Genomic DNA, 13036 nt, shown 5'->3' on the forward strand with positions numbered 1-13036 from the left:
GCGTCAGCCGCCACCCGGGAATGTTCCCCGGTCGCGCTATGCTTACCGGGGCTACTGGCCCGCGCCGCCTGCGGATTTTGTAGCCCGGACAGGCGCATTGCGCCGCCTCCGGGAAAGCGGCCCGATGGCGGCTGTGAACGTGTAGGCCGGGCAATTTTGTAGCCCGGGTAAGGCGTCAGCCGCCACCCGGGAATGTTCCCCGGTCGCGCTATGCTTACCGGGGCTACAGGTCGGTGCTGCCTGCGGATTTTGTAGCCCGGACAGGCGCATTGCGCCGCCTCCGGGAAAGCGTCCCGATGGCGGCTGTGAATGTGTAGGCCGGGCAATTTCGTAGCCCGGGTAAGGCGTCAGCCGCCACCCGGGAATGTTCCCCGGTCGCGCTGTGCTTACCGGGGCCACCGGCCGCGCCGCCTGCGGGTTTTGTAGCCCGGACAGGCGCATTGCGCCGCCTCCGGGAAAGCGGCCTGATGGCATTGCTTCGCGCCTTGCGGGCGTGAGCGAACAATTTGAGTATATAATCAGCCTGATAACGATCGGTGAGAGGGACCTATACCCGATATGCGTTCAGTTTCAGTGGAGAACCCCGTTGCGCGTCAGCCGTTCACTTACAATTAAACAGATGGCGATGGTCGCGAGCGTGTCCATGGCGTTTGTACTGGTCTTCTGTTCTATTCTGCTGTTCCACTTTGTTCAGCAGAGTCGTTTTACCACGGCCACGCAGTTAGAAAGCATCGCGCGTTCCGTTCGCGAACCGCTGTCAGCGGCTATCCTGAAAGCCGATATCCCTGAGGCGGAAGCCATTCTGAGCCGTATTCAACCCGCAGGCATCGTCAGCCGGGCGGATGTTGTCCTGCCCAATCAGTTCCAGGCGCTGCGGATGCGCTTTATCCCCGAGCGCCCCGTACCGGTAACCATCACCCGTATGTTTGAACTGCCGGTACAGATTTCGCTGCCTATCTACTCCCTTGAACGGCCCGCTAACCCACAGCCGCTGGCCTATCTGGTACTCCAGGCCGACTCATACCGCATGTATAAATTCGTCATGAGCGCGCTGGCGACGTTAGTGACCGCTTACTTGCTTCTGGTGCTGATGCTGACGGTGGCGATCACCTGGTGCATCAACCGTCTGATGGTACGACCGCTGCGTAAAATCGCCCGTGAGCTAAACGATGTCCCGCAGCATGAGCGTTTGGGCCATCAGCTCACGCTGCCGCGTCTCCATCATGACGATGAAATCGGCATGCTGGTGCGCAGCTACAACCGTAATCAGCAGACGCTGCTGCGCCTGCACGACGAACTCTCTTTGCAATCGACCCGTTTTCCGGTATCCGAGCTGCCGAACAAAGCCTTTCTAATGGCCATGCTGGAGCAAACCGTCGCGCGCCCGCAGGCCTCGGCGCTGCTGATTATCGCCTGCGAAACGCTACAGGATACCGCTGGCGTACTGAAAGAGACGCAGCGTGAAATGCTGCTGCTAACCCTGGTTGAAAAGCTGCGGGCGATTATTCCGGCGCAGATGGTGCTGGCTCAGGTGAGCGGCTACGACTTCGCGATTCTGGCCCACGGCATTGACGAACCCTGGCAGGCGGTGACGTTAAGTAAGCAAGTACTCACTGTCTTAAATGAACGTTTGCCGCTGCACGGCATCCAGCTGCGCCCCTGCGCCAGCGTCGGTATCGCGATGTTTAACGGCGAAATTAACGCCGAACAGCTCTACCGTCGGGCGTTTTCCGCCGCCGTAACCGCGCGTCGTAAAGGGAAAAACCAGATTGAGTTCTTCGATCCGCAGCAGATGGAAAAAGCGCAGCGCCGCTTAATGGAAGAGCACGATATTCTGACGGCGCTTGATAACCAGCAGTTTGCCATCTGGCTGCAGCCGCAGGTGGATACCCACAGCGGCGAGGTGTGCGGTGCGGAAGTGCTGCTGCGTCAGCGTCAGGCGGACGGCAGCTGGTCGCTGCCGGGCGATCTGATTGAGCGTATCGAAGCCTGCGGGCTGATGGTACCGGTCGGCTACTGGGTGATGGAAGAGGCCTGCCGGCAGCTTGCCGCCTGGCAAAATCAGGGGATCATGTTGCCGCTGTCGGTCAACGTGTCGTTGCTGCAGCTGCTGCATCACGATCGCGGCGAGGAGATGCTGGCGCTGCTCGCACGCTATCGTATCGCGCCGGGTACGCTGGTACTGGAAGTCACTGAAAGCCGTCGGATTGACGACCCGCAGGCGATTATTTCCCTGCTGCGTCCGCTGCGTGAAGCGGGCGTGCGGATTGCCCTCGATGACTTTGGTATGGGCTACGCCGGCCTGCGCCAGCTGCAGCATATTAAATCGCTGCCGGTAGACATCCTGAAAATCGATAAAGTCTTTATCGATATGCTGCCCGATGACATCAGCATGGTGCCCGCGATTATCCAGCTGGCGCGGGGGCTGAATCTGCACATTGTCGCGGAGGGCGTCGAAACCGATACCCAGTATCGCTGGCTGCAGGAGGCGGGCGTCGAGACGGTGCAAGGGTATCTTTTTGGCTGCGCCATGCCGCCTGAGGCTTTTATGGCCCGTTTTTTACCCGGTGATGTTGAGGATGCAAGTTTGTAACAACATTGTTAGCTTATGCGAGTCAGTTCAAATAAATTAACAATTACATTGCAATTTCATCACTCGTTATTTCTGAAATGTTTCATGGGTGTTATTTTTAAGCCACGGACGCAATACCCCCTCAAGGTCTGTGGTTATCTCCAAAGGACACCCTATGAAAATCTCTTTCTTTAAAAGCCTCTATGTCCAGGTTCTCTCGGCCATAGCGATCGGTATTCTGCTGGGCCATTTTTACCCGGAACTGGGTGCGCAGATGAAACCCCTCGGCGATGCCTTCGTTAAGCTGATTAAAATGATTATTGCCCCGGTTATCTTCTGTACCGTCGTGACGGGGATTGCCGGGATGGAGAGCATGAAAGCCGTCGGCCGCACCGGGGCGGTGGCGCTGCTCTACTTTGAAATCGTGAGCACTATTGCGCTGATCATCGGCCTGATCATTGTAAACGTGGTGCAGCCCGGCGCGGGAATGAACGTTGACCCGGCGACCCTCGACGCGAAGGCCGTGGCGGTTTACGCCGAACAGGCGAAAGATCAGGGCATCGTAGCGTTCCTGCTCGATATTATCCCCGGCAGCGTGATTGGCGCTTTTGCCAGCGGCAACATTCTGCAGGTGCTGATGTTTGCGGTGCTGTTTGGTTTCGCGCTGCATCGCCTCGGCAGCAAAGGCCAGCTGATTTTTAACGTTATCGAAAGCTTCTCGCAGGTGATCTTCGGCATCATCAATATGATCATGCGCCTGGCGCCGATTGGCGCGTTCGGGGCCATGGCCTTTACCATTGGGAAATACGGCGTCGGTACGCTGGTGCAGCTTGGCCAACTGATCGTCTGCTTCTACATCACCTGCATCCTGTTTGTGGTGGTGGTGCTGGGGTCGATCGCCAAAGCCACCGGCTTCAGCATCTTTAAATTTATCCGCTATATCCGCGAAGAGCTGCTGATTGTCCTGGGAACGTCTTCATCCGAGTCGGCGCTGCCGCGTATGCTCGATAAGATGGAGAAGCTGGGCTGCCGTAAGTCGGTGGTGGGGCTGGTGATCCCGACGGGGTACTCCTTTAACCTCGATGGCACCTCAATATACCTGACGATGGCGGCGGTGTTTATCGCCCAGGCGACGAACAGCCATATGGATATTTTCCATCAGATCACCCTGCTGGTGGTGCTGCTGCTCTCCTCAAAAGGCGCGGCGGGGGTGACGGGCAGCGGGTTTATCGTCCTTGCGGCGACGATTTCCGCCGTCGGGCACCTGCCGGTCGCCGGTCTGGCGCTCATTCTTGGCATCGACCGCTTTATGTCCGAGGCGCGCGCGCTGACCAACCTGGTGGGTAACGGCGTCGCGACCATCGTTGTCGCTAAATGGGTCAAAGAGCTGGACGCGAAACAGCTGGATGATGTGCTGAACAACCGTACTCCGGTAAGCAAATCGCACGAATTATCCTCATAAATCCATCTGTTAGGCCCGTTGTCCCTTGCTGGACTACGGGCTCCTGCGCATAATTAGGGGTCACTGTCGCTTGCGCGGCGGTGACCCTTATGTTTATTTCACGTCAACATGCGACATTTTCATCTCCGTGTGGTCTAACCGACGTACTTAACTCACCATATTTTTTCGGCGGCCCTCCCGTGGGCCGCTGTTGTAACCAGGATTGTTCATCAGGGGTTCACATGCAGGGCACAAAAATTCGACTCTTAACCGGTGGTTTGCTGATGATGGCGACGGTCGGCTATGTGCAGGCAGAAGCGCTCCAGCCGGACCCGGCCTGGCAACAGGGGACACTGGCGAATGGGTTTCAGTGGCAGGTTTTAGCCACCCCGCAGCGTCCCAGCGATCGTATCGAAGTTCGCCTGTCCGTGAATATTGGCTCGCTGAGCGAAAGCACTCAGCAGAGCGGCTTTAGCCACTTTATCCCGCGCCTCGCGCTGACGCAAAACGGTGGCCTCCCGACCATGCAGGCCCGTTCGCTATGGCAGCAGAGTATTGACCCGAAGCGTCCTCTGCCGCCCGCCATCGTCTCTTATGACTACAGTTTGTTTAACCTGAGCATACCGAATAACCGTAACGACCTGCTGAAAGAGGCGCTGAGCTGGCTGGCCAGCGCCAGCGGTAAAATGTCGATCTCCCCGGAAACCGTCAACCACGCGCTGCAGGGCGAAGACATGGTGGCGACCTGGCCTGCGGATACCAAAGAAGGCTGGTGGCGCTATCGGCTAAAAGGCTCCACCATGCTGGGGCACGATCCGGCGGCGCCGCTGAAGCAGCCGGTGGATATTGCTCAGCTAAAAGAGTATTACCACAAGTGGTACACCCCGGATGCCATGACCCTGATTGTGGTCGGCAACGTGGATAGCCGCAGCGTCGCGGAACAAATCAACAAAACTTTCGGCGGCCTGAAGGGCAAGCGCGAAACGCCGGTGGCGGTTCCTACGCTATCGCCGCTGCCGACGACGCCGGTCAGCATCATGACCGATGCGGTGCGCCAGGATAAGCTGTCGCTGATGTGGGATGCGCCGTGGCAGCCGATCCGCGACTCGGTCGCGCTGCAGCGCTACTGGCGCGACGATCTTGCCCGGGAAGCGCTGTTCTGGCACGTACAGCAGAATCTGAGCAAAAGTAATATCAAGGATATCGGCCTTGGCTTTGACTGCCGCGTGCTCTACCAGCGCGCCCAGTGCGCGATCAATATCGAATCGCCGGGCGAGCGCCTGAACGCCAACTTAACGACCGTGGCGCGCGAGCTGGCGAAAGTCCGCGATCGCGGCCTGCCGCAGGAGGAGTTTGACGCCCTGATCGCGCAGAAAAACCTCGAACTGCAGAAGCTGTTTGCCACCTATGCGCGCACCGATACGTACATCCTGATTAGCCAGCGGATGCGTTCGTTGCAAAATCAGGTGGTGGATATCGCGCCCGAGCAGTATCAGAAACTGCGCCAGGAGTTTCTCAATTCGCTGACGGTCGACATGCTGAATCAGTACCTGCGTCAGCAGCTGTCGCAGGATATGGCGCTGGTGCTGCAGCAGCCGCAGGGTGAGCCGGAATACAACATGAAGGAACTGCAGGCGACGTGGGAAAAGCTGATGGCGCCCGCGCCAGCGGCCGCAGCGGCGTCGAGCGCCGTCGGTGATGTTGTGGAAGGGCGTAACGAAGCGACGGATATCCCGCCAGCGCAGTAAAGCAAAACCGGATAGCGTGGCTATCCGGTGAGGTTTATGGCTAATCTGTTTTACGTATTGCTGGATTGGCCCGGTGATTTTCCCGGAGGCGGCGCTGGCGCGCCTTGTCCGGTCTAATGCCAGAGCCAGCCGGGATTCTCGCAGGCGGGCGTAACGCAATCGAAAATTACTGCGGCATCGCCTCGCGCGGGATAATCGCGCCGCGATACTGGATCACCGTGCTGGCGGTCAGGTGTCCGCGTTTTGCCGCAGATTCGGCGTCGCCGCCGGTCAGGCGTACGGCCAGGTAGCCGGCGCTGAACGAATCGCCCGCCGCCGTGGTATCAACCACTTTCTCTTTCGGCAGCTTAACGGCCGGGACTTCCCGCAGCGGCTGGCCGGCAATCGCCACCAGGCAGGAGTCTGCGCCGCGCTTAACCACCACTTCTTCAACGCCGGCGGCGTGGGTGCGGGTAATCACTTCCGCAACCGGCTTCTCGCCCCACAGCGCGTCTTCGTCATCGAGGGTCAGGAACGCGATGTCGGTGCAGGCCAGCATCTGCTGATAAACCCGCTGCGTCTCCTCTTTGCTGCTCCACAGGCGCGGACGATAGTTATTATCAAAGATAACCTTGCCGCCGTTTGCCCGGCATTCCCGCAGCAGGGTCAGCAGCTTCTCGCGGCTGGTCGGGCTGAGGATCGCCAGGCTGATCCCGCTAAGATACAGATAATCAAAGGTCGCCAGCTCTTCGCAGATGGCCGCAGACTGCTCGCTCTCCAGCCAGAACTTCGCCGCGGCTTCGTTGCGCCAGTAGTAAAAGGTGCGCTCGCCGGTATCGTCGGTTTCGATGTAGTAGAGGCCCGGTAAACGGTCGGCCATGCGCTGAATCAGGTCAGTCTGAACGTTCTCGCGCTGCCAGGATTCGAGCATCTGCTGGCTGAAGGTGTCCGTGCCCAGGGCGGTAACGTAGTGCACGCCCAGCGCGCTGGCGTCGGTCTGGCGAGCGATGTAGACGGAAGTGTTTAAGGTGTCGCCGCCAAAGCCGCGATTAACCGCTGCGCCTTTCTCTGACAGCTCAATCATGCATTCGCCAATGACGGCAATTTTCTTCGACATAGTGATGACCTGAAATTAAATCAATATTAACCCTAGTGTGCGCTGGGGCGCTTTGATGGTCAATGATATTAAAACAACGTTCCATTATTTTTTTGACCTGACGCGGATTATGTGACGAAAACCTCATTCGGCGGAGCAAATGGCGTTTCTCAACTATATTCAGGAGTGACGAGACGCAAAAGGAGTGCAGAAGGGATGAGCAGAACCCGAAAAACCGTGGCTATTATCCTGGGAACGATTGTCGTACTGATCGTTCTGTTTTTTATCGTGCTGGCGACCTTTGACTGGAACCGCCTGAAGCCGACGATCAACCAGAAAGTCTCTGCCGAGCTGAACCGCCCGTTCGCGATTCGCGGCGATCTGGGCGTCGTCTGGGAACGCCAGCCCGGCGAGAGCGGCTGGCGAAGCTGGATCCCCTGGCCGCACGTTCATGCCGAAGATATCGTCCTTGGCAACCCCCCTGATATCCCGCAGGTCACAATGGTCCACCTGCCGCGCGTTGAGGCGACTCTCGCCCCGCTGGCTCTGCTCAGCAAAACGGTCTATCTGCCGTGGATTAAGCTTGAACAGCCCGACGCGCGGCTGATCCGACTGTCGGAGAAGACCAACAACTGGACTTTTGACCTGGCTTCGGCGGGGTCGTCGGAGAAAGATGCGGCGCCTTCCAGCTGGTCTTTCCGCCTCGACAATATTCTTTTCGATCGCGGCAAGATTGCCGTTGATGACAAAGTGTCGCGCGCTGACGTGACGATCGTGGTTGATCCGCTCGGTAAGCCGCTGGCGTTCAGTGAAGTGACCGGCGAGAAGGGGAAAGGGCAGCCGCAGAAAGTGGGCGATTACGTCTTCGGCCTGCAGGCGAAAGGGAGCTACAACGGACAGCCGCTCTCCGGTAGCGGCAAAATCGGCGGCATGCTGGCGCTGCGCAGCGAAGGGACGCCGTTCCCCCTGCAGGGGGATTTTCGTTCCGGCAATACCCGAGTCGCGTTTACCGGCACGGTCAGCGATCCGCTTAACCTCGGCGGCGTCGATCTGCGGCTGAAGTTTTCCGGGGACTCGCTGGGCGATCTCTATGACCTGACCGGCGTGCTGCTGCCGGATACGCCGGCTTTTTCGACCGACGGGCATCTGCGGGCTACCTTCAAGGAGAAAAACGGTTCACGCTTCGCCTATCAGGATTTTAATGGCCGCATCGGCGAGAGCGATATCCACGGATCGCTGACCTACAGCACCGGTAAACCCCGGCCTAAGCTGGAGGGCGACCTTGAGTCCAGACAGCTAAGGCTGGCGGATCTGGGGCCGCTGATTGGCGTCGACTCCGGCGGTAAAGGCAGCCAGACCGAACGGCGCAAAGGCGAGGCCTCCCCGCAGCCGGCCGGAAAAGTGTTGCCGTATGACCGCTTTGAAACCGATAAGTGGCAGGTGATGGATGCCGATGTACGTTTTAAAGGACGGCGCATTGAGCACGGCGGCACGCTCCCCATCAGCGACCTCTCCACCCACGTGATCCTCGAAAGGGGCGACCTGCGCCTGCAGCCGCTGCGTCTGGGGCTGGCCAACGGCACGATTGCCGGCAGCATTCATCTTGAAGGGGATAAAAAACCGCTGCAGGGGACGGCGAACCTGCAGGCGCGCCGCCTGAAGCTGAAAGCGCTGATGCCAAACGTGGAGATGATGCAGAAAACCCTCGGCGAAATGAACGGCGATGTGCAGCTTCGCGGCACCGGCAACTCCGTCGCCGCGCTGCTGGGCAACAGTAACGGTAACCTGAAGCTGCTGATGAACGACGGTTTAATTAGCCGCAACCTGATGGAGATCCTCGGCCTGAACGTCGGCAACTTTATCATCGGGCAGATCTTTGGCGATGATGAGGTGCGGGTGAACTGCGCGGCGGCCAATATCGACGTGGTCAACGGCGTCGCCCGGCCGCAGGTGTTTGCCTTTGATACGGAAAACGCGTTGATCAACGTCACCGGTACCGCCAGCTTTGCCTCTGAGCAGCTGGACCTCACTATCGATCCGGAGAGTAAAGGCTTTCGCATTATCACCCTGCGTTCACCGCTCTACGTGCGCGGCACCTTTAAGTCGCCGAATGCGGGCGTGAAGGCGGGGCCGCTGATTGCCCGCGGCGCGGTAGCGGCAGCGCTGGCGACCCTGGTGACGCCGGCCGCCGCGCTGCTGGCGCTGATCTCACCCGCCGAAGGCGAGGCGAACCAGTGTCGGGCAATCCTGTCGCAGATGAAAAAATAGTCGGCAAGGAGACGCCCCTCGCCGGATGGCCAGGGGCATGGAGGGAGAGTTACAGCGATTGGTGACGCGTTTCGTGAGTCAGCAGCAGCGCGATCATCGTCAGCGCCGCCATGGCAGCCAGATAGAGCCCTACCGCAGGCAGACCGTAGTTGCCCTGCAGCCAGGCGGCGATGTACGGCGCCACGGACGCCCCGAGGATCGACGAGACGTTATAGGAGAACGATGCGCCGGTATAGCGAACTTCCGTCGGGAACAGCTCCGGCAGCAGCGCGCCCATGGGGCCAAAGGTCAGCCCCATCAGGCTCAGGCCAATCAGCAGGAAGGCAAAGACCAGCAGCGGGTTGCCGGAGCCGAGCAGCGGTTTAAAGGCAAACAGCGCGAAGAGGATGATCAGGGTCGTAATCACGACCATGCTCTTACGACGACCGAATGCATCCGCCAGCAGGCCCGCCACCGGTACCATCACGCCAAAACCGATAACCGCCATCATCAGCATCCACAGCACTTCGTTACGCGGCAAGCCGAGGCCAATCGGCGCGGCGGCGGTGCTGAAGGTCATGGAGTAGACGGTCATGATGTAAAACAGCGTATAGGTCGCCAGCATGATAAAGGTGCCGAGAACGGTGACGCGCACGTGTTTGGTCAGCAGCGTGCCCAGCGGGATTTTGACCTGTTTTTTCGCGGCGGCTACCTTAGCGAACACCGGCGACTCGTGCAGCGAAACGCGGACGTACAGGCCGATAATGACCAGCACGGCGGAGAAGATAAACGGCATACGCCAGCCCCATTCCATAAACTGCTGGTCGGTCAGCAGCCAGGAGAGCAGCAGGAAGGTGCCGTTCGCGAAGAAGAAGCCGATAGGCGCGCCCAGCTGCGGGAATGAGCCATACAGCGCGCGCTTGCGCGGCGGGGCGTTTTCCGTCGCCAGCAGCGCCGCGCCGCCCCATTCGCCGCCAAGGCCGAGCCCCTGGCCAAAGCGCGCCAGCGCCAGCAGCACCGGTGCCATAATGCCTATGGTTTCATAGCCGGGCAGCAGGCCGATAACCACGGTGGAGATCCCCATCGTCAGCAGCGAGGCGACGAGGGTCGCTTTACGGCCTACGCGGTCGCCGAAGTGGCCAAAGACCGCTGAACCGATAGGGCGCGCAATAAAGGCGATAGCGAAGGTCGCCAGCGATTGTAGCGTCGCGGCGGCGGGATCGCCCTGCGGGAAGAAAATGTGCGGGAATACGATAACCGCCGCGGTGGCATAGATGTAGAAGTCGAAGAACTCGATGGCGGTACCAATGAGTGAGGCGACGACGACTTTATTGCGTGAGTTAACCGGAACGGTGTCCTGCGCGTTGTCGAGTGTTGTGGCTGTGGCTTGCATAGATCTTTCTTATTTTTTGCGAACGAAAGGCCATATAGCCACAGCCTTGGGGACATTTCAATCTGTAACAAGGGGCGGGGGAGGCGAAAAAAGAAGCAAAAAGTGAATAATTTCTGTGCCAGAAAAATAACTTCTATGAAATGCTTCACAAAATTAAAATAATGGTCGATAAAACCAGGTTTAGGTTAAATAAAAGTTACATGTTGGATTTATATGCTGAAATGCCAGGTTGGGCTGAATTTTGCGTCTTTTATTCAGCCCAGTGATGGTTTAGTCGTGGGCTTTGCCCGGCATCCGGCGGTCGTCTTTATATTCGGCGGTGGCAATCCATGCGGCGCAGAACAGCGTCAGGCGGGCGAAAAAATAGAAGAAGGCCATTATCCCCAACACCGAACCGAATGCCGCCCCGGATGGGGATTTCACCAGCGCCGGTAGCGTCCAGGTCATAATGATTTTGATTATCTCAAAGCCGACAGCCGCAATCAGGGTGCCGCGAATCAGCGCCTTACGGCGAGGGCGGTGGCGCGGGAGTCGCCAGAAAATCCAGAAAAACAGCAGATAGTTGGCGAAGATGGAAATCGCGAGGCCAATCAGCCGCCACGCCGGTTTCAGCCACTCGATATAATCAAGATAAAGCGCTGAGATAATCATCTGCTGGGCCGAGCCGGCGATAGAGGTGATCGACAAGGTAATGACCAGCGCAACCAGCAGGCCGATCAGCGAGATAAAGTCGCGAAAATACTTAACCCAAATTTTCTCCTGATCCTGCGGAGTGCGTTCCCAGACGTCGCGCGACTGGGCGCGGATGGCCTCACGCAGGTTGCCCATCCAGTTAATGCCGGAGTAGAGCGCCACCAGCAGACCCACGATACCGACGGCGGTACGCTGCTGTACGGCGGTATTGATGGTATTTTTCAGCGTTGCCGCCAGCGTCGGGTCGCTAACGTTAAGCAGGATTTTATCGAAGATGTCCTGTAGCAGCGTGGGATGCGAGGCGAGAACAAAACCGGCGGCCGCAAAAGAGACCATCAGGATTGGGATCATCGATAAAAACGAGAAGTAGGTGATTGCCGCGCCAAACTGATTACCCAGCCTGTCGTTAAAGCGCTCCGCGGCGCGGATGATATGGGCGACCATATGGTTACGCTGAACTTTTTCCGCCGTTCCGGTGACGCTTTTCAGCGCCTGGTTGGCTTTTTTCGCCACGGTAGAATCGTTTATCGCAGCCATCGCGCTTTTGTTTTTATCCGGCTGCTGGCCCGGATCCTCGGTTGGGCGTTGAGCGTCGTTTTCCGGCGTCATAAATTATTTCTTCCTTTTTTACAGCGATATTCTTCAAAAATTATATACGTAAAATCACGGATGGGGCGTATCGGGGGGAGCGGGCATCGGAATCTGCGAATCACTGAAGCGCGTTCTTGTGTTATTCCCCGGCTGCGCTGCGTTTGTATCGGCCTGGGTGAATTTTATAATGGCATGATATTGATGATTTTTTTACGCTATGTAAGGCGTCAGCCGGCACCCGGCAGGGAATATCGGCACGCTCTCAAATATAGATTTTTCATCATTCGGCCTAATCAACGTAGTTTTTCATCAAGCCGCCCAGCCACTCCATAAACAGATGTACCCGGCGCGAGAGATTACGCCGGTGCGGATAAATGAGCGACACCGGCAGCGGCTCGGCGCGGTAGTGGGGCAGAATTTCTATCAGCTCGCCGGTGCGCAGCCATTCCCGAACCCCCACCCGCGGCACCTGAATAATGCCCAGCCCCGCCAGGCACGACGCCTGATAGGTCTCGGTGCTGTTCACCGTCAAGACGCCGCCGGTTTTGATCCAGCGGACGGCGCCCTCGCTGACCACTTCGAAGCCCAGCGGGCGCACCCCGAGGCTGCTTGCGTAGTGGATCAGCGCATGATCGGCGAGATCGTCCAGCGATTGCGGATAGCCGAAGCGCGTCAGGTACTGCGGGCTGGCGCAGTTGATTTGCGTTAGCTTGCCCAGCGGTCGCGCGATGAGCCCGGAATCTTTCAGCGTACCGACGCGCACCACGCAGTCAAAGCCCTCGCGAACCACGTCGACTAACCGATCGCTGCTGCTGAGCTCCAGTTCGATGCCGGGATACTGCTGCAGAAATGCCGGCAGCTGTGGAATGACCAGCTTTTTCGCTACGGCGACGGGCATATCAACCCGCAGACGCCCGCTGATGCTGGAGGGGTCAAGCTGAAACATGCCGTCCAGCTCTTCAAGATTGCTGAGCAGGTCTCTGGCGCGTTCGTAATAAACCATACCATCCTGCGTCAGCTGTACCCGGCGGGTTGTGCGATGCAGCAGACGAACCCCAAGGTGGCTCTCCAGCGCCTGAATCTGGCGCGAGACGCTTCCTTTCGGCAGGCCAAGGGTATCGGCGGCGCGGGAAAAACTTTCCAGCTCCGCGACTCTGATGAACAGCTGCATTGCGTGAATTTTATCCATGCCGGCGGCCTATTGTTGTTTTTAATGAAACAGTAAAACGTAATTTGCCATATTTATTGTTTTTATAGCAGCTAATAAGCTCTTCAA

Annotated in this window: 8 protein-coding genes; 4 read left to right on the forward strand and 4 right to left on the reverse strand. The window is 58.2% G+C overall.

Translation table 11 applies throughout. The annotated features are described in order from the left end of the window. Positions 1-586 precede the first annotated feature (586 nt). From hmsP to ABLU87_RS22440, 3 genes are all read left to right on the forward strand, one after another. Complete coding sequence (gene hmsP / locus ABLU87_RS22430; RefSeq protein WP_025106810.1) at positions 587-2593, forward strand: biofilm formation regulator HmsP; 2007 nt, start codon at positions 587-589, stop codon at positions 2591-2593. A gap of 154 nt (positions 2594-2747) precedes the next feature. Continuing rightward, on the forward strand, positions 2748-4034 hold the full coding sequence (dctA, locus tag ABLU87_RS22435; protein ID WP_014227166.1) for a C4-dicarboxylate transporter DctC: 1287 nt from the start codon (positions 2748-2750) through the stop codon (positions 4032-4034). A gap of 221 nt (positions 4035-4255) precedes the next feature. Then, positions 4256-5761 carry a pitrilysin family protein gene (locus tag ABLU87_RS22440; RefSeq protein ID WP_064378241.1) on the forward strand — a complete coding sequence of 502 codons (1506 nt, stop codon included), beginning with the start codon at positions 4256-4258 and terminating at the stop codon, positions 5759-5761. A gap of 166 nt (positions 5762-5927) precedes the next feature. On the opposite strand, the gene ABLU87_RS22445 is transcribed toward ABLU87_RS22440, so the two are convergent. Then, complete coding sequence (locus ABLU87_RS22445; protein ID WP_122117118.1) at positions 5928-6857, reverse strand: sugar kinase; 930 nt, start codon at positions 6855-6857, stop codon at positions 5928-5930. A gap of 195 nt (positions 6858-7052) precedes the next feature. On the opposite strand from ABLU87_RS22445, the gene ABLU87_RS22450 reads away from it, so the two are divergent. Next, positions 7053-9104, forward strand: coding sequence for an AsmA family protein (locus ABLU87_RS22450; protein WP_025106813.1), 2052 nt, complete (start codon positions 7053-7055; stop codon positions 9102-9104). Positions 9105-9153: 49 nt separating this feature from the next. On the opposite strand, the gene ABLU87_RS22455 is transcribed toward ABLU87_RS22450, so the two are convergent. From ABLU87_RS22455 to ABLU87_RS22465, 3 genes are all read right to left on the reverse strand, one after another. Continuing rightward, positions 9154-10476: an MFS transporter gene (locus ABLU87_RS22455; protein WP_004126314.1), complete on the reverse strand. Its 1323-nt coding sequence runs from the start codon at positions 10474-10476 to the stop codon at positions 9154-9156. A 270-nt stretch (positions 10477-10746) separates the two neighbouring features. Then, the gene (yhjD, locus tag ABLU87_RS22460) at positions 10747-11778 is read right to left on the reverse strand and encodes an inner membrane protein YhjD (protein ID WP_004134249.1); all 1032 of its coding nucleotides are present in this window, start codon (positions 11776-11778) and stop codon (positions 10747-10749) included. Between the two features lie 271 nt (positions 11779-12049). Next, entirely contained in the window at positions 12050-12949 is a 900-nt protein-coding gene (locus tag ABLU87_RS22465) for a LysR family transcriptional regulator (protein WP_014227163.1), read from the reverse strand. Between the last annotated feature and the right edge of the window lie 87 nt (positions 12950-13036).

Source organism: Klebsiella sp. CB_Kp196 (assembly GCF_040061575.1).
GTDB classification, from domain to species: domain Bacteria; phylum Pseudomonadota; class Gammaproteobacteria; order Enterobacterales; family Enterobacteriaceae; genus Klebsiella; species Klebsiella michiganensis.